The 14,509-nt window shown below is 37.6% G+C and carries 15 protein-coding genes and 2 pseudogenes; 8 read left to right on the top strand and 9 right to left on the bottom strand.

All coding sequences use genetic code 11. The features are described from left to right. Positions 1-16: 16 nt before the first annotated feature. The 4 genes from Q9Q86_RS03685 to nadS all read left to right on the top strand — a co-directional run bounded on the left by Q9Q86_RS03685 (position 17) and on the right by nadS (position 2,832). Positions 17-727: a FadR/GntR family transcriptional regulator gene (locus tag Q9Q86_RS03685; RefSeq protein ID WP_112986127.1), complete on the top strand. Its 711-nt coding sequence runs from the start codon at positions 17-19 to the stop codon at positions 725-727. A gap of 181 nt (positions 728-908) precedes the next feature. Further along, positions 909-2,066 carry an FAD-dependent urate hydroxylase HpxO gene (hpxO, locus tag Q9Q86_RS03680; RefSeq protein WP_112986128.1) on the top strand — a complete coding sequence of 386 codons (1,158 nt, stop codon included), beginning with the start codon at positions 909-911 and terminating at the stop codon, positions 2,064-2,066. A gap of 180 nt (positions 2,067-2,246) precedes the next feature. Beyond that, positions 2,247-2,567 (top strand): type II toxin-antitoxin system RelE/ParE family toxin, encoded by a 321-nt coding sequence (locus Q9Q86_RS03675; protein ID WP_112986129.1) that lies wholly within the window; start codon positions 2,247-2,249, stop codon positions 2,565-2,567. Then, positions 2,560-2,832, top strand: a complete 273-nt coding sequence (gene nadS, locus Q9Q86_RS03670) for a NadS family protein (protein WP_005082538.1) — start codon at positions 2,560-2,562, stop codon at positions 2,830-2,832. The genes Q9Q86_RS03675 and nadS overlap by 8 nt, the downstream gene beginning before the upstream one ends. Positions 2,833-3,070: 238 nt before the next feature. On the opposite strand, the pseudogene Q9Q86_RS03665 reads toward nadS, so the two are convergent. From Q9Q86_RS03665 to uraD, 4 genes and pseudogenes are all read right to left on the bottom strand, one after another. Further along, positions 3,071-4,350, bottom strand: a pseudogene (locus tag Q9Q86_RS03665) (hypothetical protein). 184 nt (positions 4,351-4,534) lie between these two features. Beyond that, positions 4,535-5,912, bottom strand: a pseudogene (locus Q9Q86_RS03660) (nucleobase:cation symporter-2 family protein). 43 nt (positions 5,913-5,955) lie between these two features. Next, the gene (gene uraH, locus Q9Q86_RS03655; protein ID WP_112986130.1) at positions 5,956-6,291 is read right to left on the bottom strand and encodes a hydroxyisourate hydrolase; all 336 of its coding nucleotides are present in this window, start codon (positions 6,289-6,291) and stop codon (positions 5,956-5,958) included. Continuing rightward, positions 6,291-6,791 carry a 2-oxo-4-hydroxy-4-carboxy-5-ureidoimidazoline decarboxylase gene (uraD, locus tag Q9Q86_RS03650; protein WP_112986131.1) on the bottom strand — a complete coding sequence of 167 codons (501 nt, stop codon included), beginning with the start codon at positions 6,789-6,791 and terminating at the stop codon, positions 6,291-6,293. The genes uraH and uraD overlap by 1 nt, the downstream gene beginning before the upstream one ends. 262 nt (positions 6,792-7,053) lie before the next feature. On the opposite strand from uraD, the gene Q9Q86_RS03645 reads away from it, so the two are divergent. From Q9Q86_RS03645 to Q9Q86_RS03630, 4 genes are read left to right on the top strand one after another with little or no spacing between them, the layout of a single operon-like run. Then, positions 7,054-7,620: a nuclear transport factor 2 family protein gene (locus Q9Q86_RS03645; protein ID WP_112986132.1), complete on the top strand. Its 567-nt coding sequence runs from the start codon at positions 7,054-7,056 to the stop codon at positions 7,618-7,620. 36 nt (positions 7,621-7,656) lie between these two features. Continuing rightward, complete coding sequence (locus Q9Q86_RS03640; RefSeq protein ID WP_112986133.1) at positions 7,657-8,025, top strand: roadblock/LC7 domain-containing protein; 369 nt, start codon at positions 7,657-7,659, stop codon at positions 8,023-8,025. A gap of 49 nt (positions 8,026-8,074) precedes the next feature. Then, complete coding sequence (locus Q9Q86_RS03635; protein ID WP_042893116.1) at positions 8,075-8,572, top strand: chalcone isomerase family protein; 498 nt, start codon at positions 8,075-8,077, stop codon at positions 8,570-8,572. A gap of 13 nt (positions 8,573-8,585) precedes the next feature. Beyond that, a complete protein-coding gene (locus Q9Q86_RS03630; RefSeq protein WP_004959303.1) occupies positions 8,586-9,275 on the top strand; it encodes a response regulator transcription factor in 690 nt (229 codons plus the stop codon). 2 nt (positions 9,276-9,277) lie between these two features. On the opposite strand, the gene Q9Q86_RS03625 is transcribed toward Q9Q86_RS03630, so the two are convergent. From Q9Q86_RS03625 to Q9Q86_RS03605, 5 genes are read right to left on the bottom strand one after another with little or no spacing between them, the layout of a single operon-like run. Continuing rightward, positions 9,278-10,606 (bottom strand): HAMP domain-containing sensor histidine kinase, encoded by a 1,329-nt coding sequence (locus Q9Q86_RS03625; protein ID WP_039047254.1) that lies wholly within the window; start codon positions 10,604-10,606, stop codon positions 9,278-9,280. A 28-nt stretch (positions 10,607-10,634) separates the two neighbouring features. Then, a complete protein-coding gene (locus Q9Q86_RS03620) occupies positions 10,635-11,684 on the bottom strand; it encodes a cyclopropane-fatty-acyl-phospholipid synthase family protein (protein WP_004953470.1) in 1,050 nt (349 codons plus the stop codon). A gap of 9 nt (positions 11,685-11,693) precedes the next feature. Further along, on the bottom strand, positions 11,694-12,473 hold the full coding sequence (locus tag Q9Q86_RS03615; RefSeq protein WP_005402808.1) for a DUF1295 domain-containing protein: 780 nt from the start codon (positions 12,471-12,473) through the stop codon (positions 11,694-11,696). 33 nt (positions 12,474-12,506) lie between these two features. Further along, on the bottom strand, positions 12,507-13,706 hold the full coding sequence (locus Q9Q86_RS03610; protein WP_004914971.1) for a cyclopropane-fatty-acyl-phospholipid synthase family protein: 1,200 nt from the start codon (positions 13,704-13,706) through the stop codon (positions 12,507-12,509). Beyond that, positions 13,681-14,496, bottom strand: coding sequence for a DUF1365 domain-containing protein (locus tag Q9Q86_RS03605; RefSeq protein WP_005402809.1), 816 nt, complete (start codon positions 14,494-14,496; stop codon positions 13,681-13,683). Before Q9Q86_RS03605 ends, Q9Q86_RS03610 begins: the two co-directional genes overlap by 26 nt. Positions 14,497-14,509: the final 13 nt, after the last annotated feature.

The raw sequence follows: 14,509 nt of genomic DNA, 5'->3' as shown, positions 1-14,509 counted from the left end.
CTAGGAAACGATGTATATGAGTCCACAAGCTATGCTCAACGGAAAATCATCTCAAGTGACTGAGCAAGCGGTGGAAGTCATTCATCAACGTATTCAAGAAGGTACTTATGCAATTGACTCTACATTACCTTCCCAACGTGATCTTGCTGCCCAGTTAGGAATCAGTCGCGCTTCTCTACGTGAAGCTTTAACTCGTCTTGCTGCTTTAGGCTTGTTAGAAATTAAGGCTGGTAAAGGTGTTTATGTCATTTCAAAGCATAGTAAAGCAGCCGAACAATGGGAAGGTGAACATCGCATTTCTTTAAAAGATTTCTATCAACTACGCTATGTGCTTGAAGGATTTTGCGCCTTGCTAGCATGTGAATATCTAACTGAACAAGATAAATCAACTTTAAAACTACACTATGAAGCGCTCTCAAATGCAATTTTGGAACAAGATTGGCAAGCGGCTTCAGAGTTTGATTATGCATTTCACCAACATATCATTGAATTAAGTCATAATCAGTCCATTATTCAAACACTTAAAATGCATAATGAATGGATTAAGAAAAGTCAGATTCTTCCTTTTGTTCAACCAAATTTAGCATTTAAAACCATTAAAGAACATGATGCGATTTTACAGGCACTCTTTAAACATGATGCTTTAGCGGCTGAAAAGGCAATGCAGGCACATATTATTGGCGCTGCTCAACGTGCTGGTGTTTATTTTTCTCGTCATGAGTCTTGATAAAATACCCATGCACCACTTTAACTCAAACTTTGAACCACATCGAAACACCCATCCTATTTCCGCTTCTTCATAGCGCATAATAACTGGTATGACCTGTTAAACCACTAAATAAAATTGGCACAATTCTCGCTTAAGACTCATTAGAAATTTTATCATTTTGAATACTAGGGTCTGAACAATGAATATTGCGATTGTAGGTGCAGGTATGGGCGGTTTAACTGCTGGTATCGCTTTAAAAAAATTTGGACATCAGGTCACGATTTATGAACAAGCAGCTGAAATATTACCTGTAGGAGCAGCGATATCACTCTGGTCGAACGGCGTAAAATGCCTAAATTATCTTGGTTTGACTGAGCAAATTCAAACTTTAGGCGGTGAAATGGAGTCATTAGCCTACATCGATGGTCTCAATGATCAAACCATGACTCAGTTTGATTTAACTCCTTTATACAAAGAAGTTGGACAACGTGCCTACCCTATCGCACGTGCAGATTTACAACAACTTCTGATGGAAACTTTTGGTTTAGAAAATATTAAACTGGGTATGAAAATGACTGAAATTGAAGATCAGTCTAAATATGTCAATATCCATTTTGCCGATGGTTCCCAGATAAAAGCAGATCTACTGATTGGTGCGGATGGAACCCACTCCATCACACGCAAGTTTGTACTCGGCCATCAAGTCGAACGGCGTTATGCTGGTTATGTCAATTGGAATGGGCTGGTTCAAATCGATGAAAAAATTGCACCGGCACAACAATGGACAACCTATGTCGGTGAAGGAAAACGTGTCTCACTTATGCCTGTAGCAGAAAATCGTTTCTATTTCTTTTTTGATGTGCCTGTAGAAGCAGGTCTACCCAATCAACGTGATCAATATAAAACTGAGCTGAAAAAATATTTCAAAGATTGGTGTTCACCTGTGCATCAACTGATTGATCGTTTAGATGAGCAAAAAACCAATCGCGTCGAAATTCATGACATTGAACCTTTTATGAATTTTTATAAAGGTCGTGTCGTTTTACTTGGCGATGCAGCACACAGTACTACCCCAGACATTGGGCAAGGCGGTTGCCAAGCAATGGAAGATGCTATTTACTTGGCACGTGCTTTGCAGATAAATACTTTTGGGCTAAGTGATGCACTAGAAAGATACCAAAACAAACGTAATGACCGAACCAAACAAATGGTATTACGTGCTCGTAAGCGTTGTGATGTAACGCATATGAAAGATCAAAAAGTGACTGAAGAATGGTATCAATCAATCTATACAGAACAAGGTTCGCACATCATGCAAGGAATTATTAGCAATATTGTGGGAAATCCTTTAGATTAATAACATAAAGTTTTAACTCCCCCCTTCAATGGGGGCTTTTTTTATTCAAATAATTTAATCAGGTAATTTTTATAAAATAGCTTATGAGAATCTTTAGCTATTGATCATTACCAACTTAGTAACTGGCTTTTTTTCACGATATTCACTACAATAAAAATACGCCATTGACGTACTGACGCCATGCTATTTATTGAAACCAGTATTTTTATCAAACAAATCAAAGAGCTTGTCTCTGATGATGAATATAGAGAACTCCAACAAGAACTTTTAGTTCAGCCAGATAAGGGAGATCTCATTAAAAATGGTGGTGGAATTCGTAAAGTACGTTGTGCTCAAGGCAGTAAAGGAAAAAGTGGTGGCATTCGAGTAATTTATTACTGGATCACTAAAGATGATCAGATATTTATGCTATTGGCTTACCCTAAATCTGTTAAAGAAAACCTAACTGAGAAAGAGACCGCTATCCTATGTCAACTTGTGAAGGAGCAATTTCATGGATAATAACTTATTTGATGACCTCGTTGCTTCGATCAAAGAAGCAGGAGCTATTAAACGTAATGAAGTTAAAGCAAGTCGAGTGACTGAGCTGACCCTTCCTGATATTAAAGAAGTTCGTGAGAAAACAGGCTTGAGCCAAACAGAATTTGCTGCACGTTTGCATATTAGCCCTCGTACACTTCAAAACTGGGAACAAGGCCGACGCTATCCAACAGGGCCAGCAGCAACCCTGATCCGCATTCTAGATGCACATCCGAGCCTGATTTAAATTGTTACTAGCTCAAATCCGATCTGACAGTTATCCATTTTTTCGTATGCCTATCAGGTTAAATTTGAGGTACACCCTATACGAAGTTAAGCTATTCAAGACCAAAACTTTCTAATTCAGCAGGGTTAAAGGTTTCATCAAACATATAGTGATCCCGCTTGGCTGTTTTAAGTACGGTAAGCATATTAAAAAAAACAGGTTTCACATAGCTGAAATAGGCAATTGGGATAAGCAGACTTTAAAACTTATAACTCAATGTAAATCGATTTTGTAAAAAGTCTTTTTCATAACGTGGTGAAGTTTGGATACCAAAGAAGTTACTCACACTAAATCCTTTTAAAGCGCCTGTGAAATTATAAATGCCAAAAACCATATACTCAGATTGATTGCGACTCGCAACATGATCGGCCTCTTTCAAATCCGTAAAAGAATATCGAGCACCCGCAATCACTTGATCTGTGAGCTTTCCTTCCAAGGACGTCATAAAAGCATTCCCTGCACCTAAATCTTGCGTACTGGTAAAAAATGGTTGTGCGAAAATTTCACCTGAAGAAGTTTTAGTAGCGTATGGAGTTAATAAAGCACCATTTAGATAACTTTCGCTATCTGGTTTGATATAGTTATAGGCCACTTTCACACTTGCTTTTGACAAAACTTTAAACGCCGCCTGAACCCCAAAAATTTGGCTATCTACCGCTCCAGCCAAAGCTTTACCTTGATCTTTACCCGAAATATATTGCATAGAAAACTCTGGCGAATAATTCAATTTTGGCAAAGACAAATCTGCTTGGGTATAAATCAAACGCGTGTAATCATCATAGTCTTGATACCAAAATTGAGCTTTAAGCTTTTTATCTTCGGCGATATCAAAACTCTTACCTGCACCAACTGACCACACACCATCTGATTGAATATTTGAATTTTGACGTGTGGTTTTGGTAAATTCATCATCAGCATAGCTTTTAAATTTATTGACTTTAGTTAAGCGTATAAAGTCAGTGTTATTTCCCACTTGGAAATCCGCAGCTTGATACAAAGCCATTAAAATACGCCGATCTGCATAATCCCCTATAAATGGTAAATTAAGACGCTGATTACCGACTGTCACTCGTGCGAAATCATTTTTCCAAGTGACATAGGCCTCCGCCAAGCCATCGCTATCTTCTTTTAAATCGGATACTTCATCATTTTTATTTTTCTCATCTAAACGACGTTGCAGATCATAAAGCCATAAAATGGCGCTGTTTCATATTTAATATAACCACCAATGGCAACAGTATCTTGATTAAGATTATTGACAAAATAACCATTATTCAAAGAATAATAAGCTGTTTTAACTGCACCATGTATCGCTCCACAAGTCAGCATTTCCTGTATGGATTTAACTGAATTATCTTGCACTTTGCAGTCTTGCGCTAAATTAAACAGACCATTCAAGCTCGTATCTGCAGCCCAAACTTGGCCCATGCTCCCCATTGTGATGAGCAGAGTCACCGATTTAAAAGTAAAATTTTTCATAATATTTCCCTAATGATTCATTTAAAAATCAACTCAATTCATTTTTTAAGTCGTCAAAGCCCCAACCTTTGATTTTTAAAATCAAAAGTTCCCCTAGACCTATTCAAAAGTGAATAAGTAATTTTTTAATGGTTGATGTTTAAAACGTGTGATGGATTTGGAAAATCAAGCCACTTCTATACAGCTATGAGTGGCCAGAATTAATAGGTAATGTTGTTGTTTCGACCGATTTTTTGGCGAAAGGTAAATGATTAAATAAAATATTGAGCAAAATGGCAGTGATACATGCTGAGCTAATTCCAGAATGTAATAGTGTACTAACCCATTTTGGAAACTGTGCGTAGAACTTATTGTTTGCAATCGGAATCATTCCAATTGCCAATGAGGTTGCGACAATAATCAGATTTTTATGATCGTTATAATCAACTTTTGCCAATGTGCGGATACCACTTGCGGCCACTGTGCCAAACAATACAATACCTGCCCCACCTAATACTGGCATTGGAATAGCAGCGACTAACCGCCCAACAATTGGTAATAAGCCAAGTACTACCAGAATCCCTCCAGCAGTAGCTACAACAAAACGACTTTTGATTCCTGTAATTGCAACCAAGCCTACATTTTGTGCAAATGCGGTTTGCATAAACGAACCAAAAATTGGGGCAACTGCACTGGACAACATATCAGCGCGTAGACCATCTCCAATCCGTTTAGAATCAACTTTGCTTCCAACAATTTCACCAATTGCGATAATGTCCGCCGTAGTCTCAGTCATAATAACTAAAGTTACGATCACCATAGAAAGAATGGCAGTAAATTCAAATACTGGCATTCCAAAATGAAAGATATGAGGAAAAGCGAACATTGAACCGTTAGCAACTTTGGAAAAATCTGCAAAACCAGCCAATGAAGCGATAATTGTTCCTAATACAATCGCCATTAAAATTGCCAGACGACGCATTAACTGACTTTTTAACATACTGAAAATAATGACAATCGCTAAAGTCATCGCAGCTAAGCCAATGTTTGCTCGATCGCCCCAATTTTCAGCTTTGGGATTACCCCCCATCATCCAACGAATCGCAACGGGCAATAAAGAAATACCAATCATCGTAATCACACAGCCATTCACCACAGGTGGGAAAAAACGAATAATTTTTGAAAAGAATGGTGCTAGTAATAAACCAATCAATGACGCAACGATGACTGCGCCAAATGCTGAAGCTAATCCTCCACCTGTGGTGACAATTGCCAAAATTGTTGCAACACCAGCAAAAGATACCCCCTTGAACAATCGGCAATTTTGCACCGAAATGCTTAAAGCCCAATGTTTGTAACATTGTTGCTATGCCTCCAACAAAAAGCGCAGCAGCAACCAACAAACCTATTTCCGAGGCTTCTAAACCTGCGGCAGCGCCAATAATGATAGGTGGTGCAATAATTCCACCATACATCGTCAGCACATGTTGCAGTCCATAAATGATGTTTTTATTCATTCCTAAATATTGATGTTCTGCAGATACGCTTGCACAAGCTTCACTGTGCATTTTATCGTTGTGCATGTAATATTCCTCAATAAAAATTCTTTGTTAATGCATGATGTACCTAACTACCGCGATAGGTTGAATAGGAAAATGGACTAATTAATAAAGGCACGTGATAGTGCTGATGAATATCCAATACTGTAAAATCGATACAAACTTTTGGATAAAAGCTTTCAATCTCTAGAGATTGAAAGTAATCGACAGTGTGGAAAATGAGCTGATAATTGCCTGTTGTGAATGAATCAAGATTAAAAGCTTTAATACGACCATCTACATCGGTTAATTGCGTACCCATCGAAATATAGCCTTGCGACGTTTCCTTTAATAATTCAACAGAAACCCCTACAGCAGGTTTACCCAATGCAGCATTTAGAATATGTGTACTTATACCTGCCATTATTGAATCTCCTGCTTTAAGCGAATTAATGCAATTTCTTTGAGTTGTTGTTTAACTTCTTGCTGCTCTTGTTCAGCTGAATTTTCTAAACGTCGATTGAGTTCTGTTAACATTTCTGTACCAGAACGCCCTGCAGCACGAATTAAAAAAATATGACCAAATTTGTGCTCGTAAGCTAAATTGCCCTGAAAGAGTGCTTGTTGAATATCTTGATCTACACCAAGCTGAGCCTGTTCTTTTTGTGAAAACTGCTGCTCTCTTTCCGATAAAGTCATGGCAGCTTTTTTTTCACCAATTCGTGGATGTTGTTCCAGTGCTTCTAATATTTCTGACCATTGCCATATTTGAGCTTGTAAAGCAGCAGTTTGATATAGTTCTTCAGCTGAACCAAAAGGTCGTTGCAGAACAATACTTTCAATCCATGATGGAATCTGAACGCATGGTTTTAATGCTTCAAATGCTTGCTCATCATTTAAAAGATTAAATCGTTCTAAATTCATTGTTGCTCCAAATTATTCAATTGTCAGACTGGTCTGACCAGATAATTTATATTTGAGCAATGAACATGCCAAGACCGAATTTTGAGGACTAATTATTTTTTGAATTAAGTAAAATTAACAGTAAAAAAATCTTAAATTACTGTTCAATAATTAAAAAAGTTTCTTTATGTTTCATCGCTATAAAAGCATGGTTTTTCAAGTTCACGTCATATTCACACCTTCACGTCTAACATAAAAATATGGATGTAATTGGATGATAAATATGACGCTCTTAAAAACTCTAGCAATATCAACACTTACCTTGATTTCGCTCGTCGGATGTAAAAGCGTGCCAAGTTATACATCTGATTATCGTGAAGCAGATAAAAATATTACAGGTGTGACTCTTGATCAAGAAAAAGCACAAATGATTGGTAATCGTTTTGTGAATGCCTTTAATACTTTAGGTACACCAGATTTTGTTAAAAATGCCAGTGAATTATATGCAGATCGTCTATTTATCAATGACACACTTTCTCAATTTTCCAATAAACAAGACCTAATCAATCACTTTGAAGGCATGAATAAACGTGTGAGTAATGTCACGGTTAAACTTGTGAGCGCCACACATCAACGTGACTCTGCTTATATTCATTGGTATATGGCATATGACTTTAAAATGTTTGGTCGAACTAAATCTATGGCTTCATATGGTGTGACTCAGATGAAAATAAACGGTTCAAATCAAATCATTTTCCAACAAGACTATTGGGACCCAGCAAATGGTTTGTATCGCTCATTACCATATGTCGGAAGTGGTTATTCTATGATCTTACCGTTCAAAAAATAGTTTAAAATTCAGCCCCCTTTAAGCAGAAAATAAATTATGGAAATCAATTTATTATCAAAACAATTAAAACGGATTAAAGGTTTAATTGTTCTAGCGCTGATCGATGCCTATGATGGTTCGATTCTCGAATACTTTGGTGATGAATTTTTCAATATTGATTTAGCTGCTGCTGAAGGGGCAAATTTACTCAGCTATCAACGACAACTGATGACCGAGCTTGATTCAAATGATTACTTAGAAGGTGTCTTGGTCACGATGCGCGATCAATATCATATCGTGACGCCATTGGAAACCAATCATACGCTTTTCCTTTATGCTGTTTTAGATCGTACCGACACAAATCTTGCTTTCGCACGGTATGAGATACAGCAAGTTGAACGAAACCTTAATTTCTATACCTATTAAGCTCGGTCTATATAAGGCTAGATCTACATTTGAAAACTGAGGATTTGTTATGTTTTACCACAGAAAAATCATAGTGCTCTCAAGTGTACTATTTCTCTCTCTCGCAACAAATCTTAGTCATGCAAGCACTCAATTTTGTAAAAATGCGCCGATTATCGTGACTAAAAAGAATGTTGGTACCGTCAGTTATTATGCTAGTGACTGTAGTCAAAAATGGGATAGTCAAGATATACAGCTCGATTTCATGTACACACGTGATATTCCAGAATGGGCTTTTAAAAGAGCAGCCACTCATTTCCTCAAAAAAAATGTCAGCAATTTTACGGATAATTCTGCATTGAATAAAATTACATCTTTATATAAGCCTGTCCGTAAAGGCGATCTGTACTCATTAAAATATAGTCATTCCAATCAAACACTTTCGCTGTCTTTAAATCAAAAACCACTTGGGAAAATCACGGATACTGAAGCCAATCAGTATTTTAAAATTTGGTTTGGAAGCCAGCCATTTAATGCTAAATTAAAGCAACAATTACTAAATCAATAACTTGACTATTATTATGAGCAATCAATTTATTCTGATGGTTGAAGATCACTATGAACTTGCAGCAACAGTGTGTGAGTTCCTAGAAGAGCATGGCTTTGTGATCGATCATGCACGCAACCTCGATGCGGCACGAAATTTTCTAAAGAACCAACCCTACCATTTGCTACTTTTAGATATCAATCTTCCCGATGGTTCAGGCTACGACTTATGTGAATGGCTTAGAAATGATCAAGGTAAAGATATTCCTATCTTGATGTTAACCGCGAGAGATACCTTAGATGACAAATTAAAAGGTTTTACTGCTGGAACAGATGACTATTTAGTTAAACCTTTTGATTTTAATGAATTAGTGATGCGTATTCGTGCGTTGATTAAACGATCTCTTGGAGAGGTTTCTTCTAGTAAAATTCAAATCCATGATCTTATTTTAGATAGTTCTACCCAAACAGTTACCCGTGCGGGTCAACATATTGAGCTGCCAAGAATTCAGTTTAAATTACTCAAAATTTTGATGCGCAATTCACCTAAAGTGATCACTAAACAAGAAATTATCATCGAACTATGGGGAGATGAAGAACCTGAAAGTGATGCTTTACGCAGCCATATCTATAACTTACGCAAAATGGTCGACAAACCATTTGACCAAAAGTTAATTCATACCGTCTCAGGTGTTGGCTTAAAAGTCGCTTTTGAAGATTATTAAACTCAATTCATATACACCACAACGATTAAACCCGTTGTGTTTTCCAGTTTGAGATATTTGCGTGTGCTCAAATAATATTGTCGATCAAATAGCTCAACACGCCAGCCTAATTGATTACAGAGTTTTTGCACCAACTGTAATCCGATACCATGCCCTTTTGCTTTAAGTTGCAGTTGAGTCGTATTTAATTCTTGAACTTTGGAATCATTCGGCATCGTGATTCCAATCCCATTATCCGCAATCACAATACTATTTTTACGTTGAATAATATGAATGTTTGAGCCTTGGGAATAATTCAGAGCATTACGCAGGATATTGCTCAGAACCATTTTAGTCATAGATGGATAAATCATACGAGGAAATTCTTGAGGATCGTATTGAACTAGAATCTCCATTCCTTTGCTTTGACTCACTGGATCTAAGTCACTTACCAAATCACGAATGATCGTTGATAGAGTCATTTGTTCAGCGGTTAGCGTGTTCGTGGTGTTTCGAGCAATAGCCAATAGCGTATCAACCAACAATTGCATATCTTCGATGGTATTCGAAATTCGATTTAGTGATTTATCTTCACCATATTTCGCCTGACAAAGTTGCACATTGCCTTTCAAAATAGTTAGCGGAGTACGCAATTCATGGCTCACATCACCCGTAAACTCTCTTTCCCGATAAATAAATTCAGTTAAAACTTGATGATATTTTTCCAGCGCTTGTTTTAGATATTCCGCTTCTAAATTGCCATTGGTACTAATACCTTGAAACGGCGATGCTTCTTTATTTTGATGCGCCCAATCAATATGTTCTAAAGCATTGGCTAATCGAGTTATCGGTGAGAAATAACGTTTAGCACGACGATTAGACCACCATAAAATACTGTAAAGCACAATTAGGCTAAACATTAATGGTGCAAGTCCGAACATCCATACAATTTTATTAACGTTACTTTCGCCAAAAACCAATAAAACGTGCTGACCATTTCTCTCTCCATAAACAGTCATACGTTCTTTTCCATCCACAAAAATGCGGTGTACACCTTGTTCTAAACGTTGTCCTTTAAAAGCAGCGGGCGGCATTGCTGTGTTCCAACGATAGCCGTACAAATTCTTTGTGTCAGGTAAATCTGCATTGGGATTACGATCGACTCGCAGCCAATAATGTTCCATCTCTTGCTCGAGTGCAGTTTTAAGTAAAGAACCCTTAATTACCCATGCACTACACGCAATACCAATAATGATTGAAAGTGCGATCAGCCCTATTTGCAACCAATAATGACGATTAAACATCTTGCTCAATGGATGTGTATTCACGCCATGATTTTTCGGTTTTAACATAAGCTGATCTGCAATAAACAATAATTAATTATACGACTTTCTTATTGAACAGGAAGTGACCAATCACCCACTCTTGTCCTTGTTCAAATCCAAATAACTCTGCACAAGCCATAAAGAATATACGCCAACGTTGCCACCATGCATCTGCATCTTGTGCATAGACTTGCTCAAACAAAGGTCTTAACTCATCAGCATGGCGATCCATATTTTCTAGCCAAGCATTAGATGTTTTTTCATAATGTGTGCCTGACCACTGCCAATGCTGCGCAAGCTCTAAATGATCTTGGAAATGTAAGAATGTAGAGGTAGATGGCATCAGACCACCCGTAAAAAAGTAACGTGACATCCAGTCATATTCACTTTTGATTTCAAAAGGATAATGTAAGAAACGATGACAGAAAATATGACACCACAACTTACCGTCTTCTTTAAGCCAAGACTGAATTTTCTCAAAGAGTTTCTGATAGTTTCTAACGTGTTCAAACATTTCAACCGAAACTACACGATCAAACGTATTGGTCTTTAATTCAAGCACATTGACATCGCAAGTGATGATTTGAATATTATTCAAATTACGTTTTTCAGCTTCAGCTAAAATATGCTGACGTTGAGTTGCAGAATTTGAAACACCTGTGATCTTCGCATTTGGATAACGCTCAGCCATCCATAGGGTAAATGATCCCCAACCACAGCCCAACTCTAAAATCTCTTGACCATCCTGCAACTGTGCACGATCGCTATATATTTGCAGTGCAAATTCTTCGGCTTCATCTAATGTGGTGTGGTCATGTGGAAAGAAACAGGCACTATATTTCAAACGTTTGCCTAAGACAGCCTGAAAGAAAGCAGTCGGCAACTCATAATGTTGCTCATTGGCTTTGTCTGTTTCAATCGCAATCTCACTGTGCTTCAACATATTGAGCACGTCCATATAACGCTGTGCACCTTGCTCAGGATCATAGCGCCCTTCTTGAATCAAACGCTTTTTACTCAATGCACGGATTGCTGCACGAATTGCCTGATCTGGAACTAAACCGCTTTCAACGAGTTTTAAAGATTTTTGAATAATAAAGTCCATGTGCAGTACCTACTGTTTGGGTTTCCACGGAATAAACATTGAAGTTCGTTTTTGATAATCGAGATAATTTTGACCTCGATTTTTTAATGCTTGTTGCTCACTGAATGGAATACCCGTGATGTAATACAAGAATAACCACATCAAAATTGGATAGATCCACAAGCTTAATAATCCTGCCGCTAATCCTATGATGGGATAAGCAAACCAATGCAGCCATTCAAAGAAGTAGTTTGGATGCCTTGAATACTTCCACAGACCTTGATCCATTGTTTTGCCATGATTTTTAGGATTTTGCTTGAAACGATATAATTGTTGATCTGCAACCGTCTCACCGACGAATGCAACAAACATAATTAGACCTGCAATAATCAGATAATCATTGGTATCCATGCTCCAAGACATGCTTGGCACATTGAGCAAGCTCCACATCGGAATGCTGAATAAAATGGCTAATCCAGCCTGAAACATGAAAAATAGAAAGAAACCAAAATGTTGATATTTGCCCATTGTTCTACGCATGTTGGCATATCGACGGTCTTCTTCATGCTCAGCTAAATAACGACGGAATAGATGCAAAGTTAGACGCAAGAACCATATTGAACTGAATACGCCGAGAAACAATCTGACATTTAACGGAGCGATCTCAACAAACAATGCTGTAATGGCAATATTGAGAACAATACAGAAACTCCATGCGACATCTACGATACCTGCACGATGGTTTACTGTTGCCCACAACCAACAAAGCGTCATCACAAGGGCATCAAGTAAAAACAATTGCCATATCATAACTGCCTCCTTGATGCTTATAATAATGAGGAATTAATAAGGACTTGCTTCAAATAACAGGTGTACATCGCTGATCACCCCTTCTTTAAAGCCACCTTCGCAATAGCAAAGATAGAAATCCCACATCCGAATAAAGTTTTCATCAAATCCCAAAGCCAAAACTTGTTCTTTGGCATTTAAGAAACGCTCACGCCATTGATGAATCGTCTCAGCATAGCTCAAGCCAATATCTTCAAGATGTTTTAAGCGTAACTGTTGTTCAGATGCCGCTTGTGTTAAAACGCTGATACAAGGGATAAAGCTCCCTGGGAAAATATAGCGTTTAATGTAATCCACGGTGTTCAAGGCTTTTTTATAGCGCGCATCTTCAATCGTAATAGCTTGAATCAATCCCAACCCGTTCGGTTTTAATAAGGATCGGCATTTATTAAAGTAAGTCGATAAATATTGCTCACCCACCGCTTCAATCATTTCGATCGAAACTAACTTGTCGAATTTCCCTTCTAACAATCGGTAATCTTTGAGCTGAACATTGACACGATGACTGAGACCCGCATCGGCAATACGTTTGGTTGCTTCATCGTATTGTGCTTGAGAAATAGTGATCGTAGTCACTTTACAGCCATAATGCTGAGCAGCGTAGATCGCAAATCCGCCCCAACCACTACCGATCTCAACCAAGTGATCCATTGGTTTGAGTTGTAATTTCTGACAAATCAGTTCTTTTTTATAATCCGAAGCTTCTTCTAGAGTCATATCTTTGTGCTTATATACTGCACTGGAATACATCATTGAAGAATCAAGAAAGAGTTTGAAAAAGTCATTGCTCAGGTCGTAATGCTCTGCAATATTTTTTCGACTTCCTGACAATGAATTTTTACGTGTTTTGTACCAAGCTTTTAATACAAGTTGGCTGGCTTGAGAAATCACATTCTGATTAATCTTATCAAGCACATGACGATTTCTCGCCAAAATTTGAATGACTTCAACGAGGTGTTCACTGCTCCAATAGCCGCGAATATAACCTTCAGCCGCACCAAGTACACCGTTTTTAAAAATCAGATCGATCAATTCTTTATTATGAATATCTATCGTAGCTTCTAAATCTGAAAGCTCTCCCACGGTGCCATTCCATTCTCCACGAAAATGAATTTGACCATGACGAAGTTTGAGCAAGCTCCGAAGAACCAAAGGCAGTGAATCGTGTTCACCGAAAATAAGCGTTTTCATCATGTTGTTTTAAATCCTTATCTTTTTTAGGGTGCCGATAAAATGGAACTTTCTTTCGCCATAGATGAAAAGCTTGAACATAGATTGAAGCTAACATCTTGAAAGGTTCAAAGATATGATAAATAGCATAACGATTCAGTTGTGAAGGAACTGTGATGCTGGTTAAAGTGAAACGCATCGTTGCATCAAAGATAAATTTATCTGATTGATAAAGCTGCATATGAATCACATTTTGTTCATCTGAAAAGTTAAAGCACCATTTATAGTGAATATCCATCGGCATAAATGGAGACACATGAAAACTCTTTTCAAATTCGAACTCATAACTTTTGAAATGACTGTGCTCTTTTAATTTTTGACGGCAGTCATGCACATAAACTTTACGTTCATTCCAAGGGGTATTGGTGATTTCACTCAATATGAAAACAGGTTGTTTTTGAGGATTAAGTACAAAATAAAAGATGACTGAATTAAAACTAAATCCTAAAGTTCTTGGCAATGCGAGCACACGAATTTCTGATTGAGTCGATAAAATCGTGTCCACTTGCTGCAAAAGAATTTTCTTAATTCGTTCTCTGATCGAACCTGTATAGCCTTTTAGAAAATCATTTTCATAAAGATTTAAGATATTCCAACGCGAAGTTGAACAAAGCCATGAACGATCTAGGTTTTGATCGATACGATCTGGATCAAAGCATAAATAGCTCAAACTAGACTGAAAATCGTGTGCTTTGGGATGAAAGCGCCGATGTCTAATCTGAGCTTTGGCTATGGAAAGTGAATCTTCAAACATGTGATCACCTCCA

The sequence above is a fragment of the Acinetobacter sp. A22 genome, from assembly GCF_030913345.1.
Classification (GTDB): domain Bacteria; phylum Pseudomonadota; class Gammaproteobacteria; order Pseudomonadales; family Moraxellaceae; genus Acinetobacter; species Acinetobacter junii.
This window is presented reverse-complemented; position numbering and strand designations above follow the sequence as displayed.

Excerpts from the sequence above, each read along its gene's own strand:
- Q9Q86_RS03685 (WP_112986127.1), top strand. The coding sequence starts at position 17 with ATGAGTCCACAAGCTATGCTCAACGGAAAATCATCTCAAGTGACTGAG.
- hpxO (WP_112986128.1), top strand. The coding sequence starts at position 909 with ATGAATATTGCGATTGTAGGTGCAGGTATGGGCGGTTTAACTGCTGGT.
- Q9Q86_RS03675 (WP_112986129.1), top strand. The coding sequence starts at position 2,247 with ATGCTATTTATTGAAACCAGTATTTTTATCAAACAAATCAAAGAGCTT.
- nadS (WP_005082538.1), top strand. The coding sequence starts at position 2,560 with ATGGATAATAACTTATTTGATGACCTCGTTGCTTCGATCAAAGAAGCA.
- uraH (WP_112986130.1), bottom strand. The coding sequence starts at position 6,291 with ATGGCAGGTATAAGTACACATATTCTAAATGCTGCATTGGGTAAACCT.
- uraD (WP_112986131.1), bottom strand. The coding sequence starts at position 6,791 with ATGAATTTAGAACGATTTAATCTTTTAAATGATGAGCAAGCATTTGAA.
- Q9Q86_RS03645 (WP_112986132.1), top strand. The coding sequence starts at position 7,054 with ATGACGCTCTTAAAAACTCTAGCAATATCAACACTTACCTTGATTTCG.
- Q9Q86_RS03640 (WP_112986133.1), top strand. The coding sequence starts at position 7,657 with ATGGAAATCAATTTATTATCAAAACAATTAAAACGGATTAAAGGTTTA.
- Q9Q86_RS03635 (WP_042893116.1), top strand. The coding sequence starts at position 8,075 with ATGTTTTACCACAGAAAAATCATAGTGCTCTCAAGTGTACTATTTCTC.
- Q9Q86_RS03630 (WP_004959303.1), top strand. The coding sequence starts at position 8,586 with ATGAGCAATCAATTTATTCTGATGGTTGAAGATCACTATGAACTTGCA.
- Q9Q86_RS03625 (WP_039047254.1), bottom strand. The coding sequence starts at position 10,606 with ATGTTAAAACCGAAAAATCATGGCGTGAATACACATCCATTGAGCAAG.
- Q9Q86_RS03620 (WP_004953470.1), bottom strand. The coding sequence starts at position 11,684 with ATGGACTTTATTATTCAAAAATCTTTAAAACTCGTTGAAAGCGGTTTA.
- Q9Q86_RS03615 (WP_005402808.1), bottom strand. The coding sequence starts at position 12,473 with ATGATATGGCAATTGTTTTTACTTGATGCCCTTGTGATGACGCTTTGT.
- Q9Q86_RS03610 (WP_004914971.1), bottom strand. The coding sequence starts at position 13,706 with ATGATGAAAACGCTTATTTTCGGTGAACACGATTCACTGCCTTTGGTT.
- Q9Q86_RS03605 (WP_005402809.1), bottom strand. The coding sequence starts at position 14,496 with ATGTTTGAAGATTCACTTTCCATAGCCAAAGCTCAGATTAGACATCGG.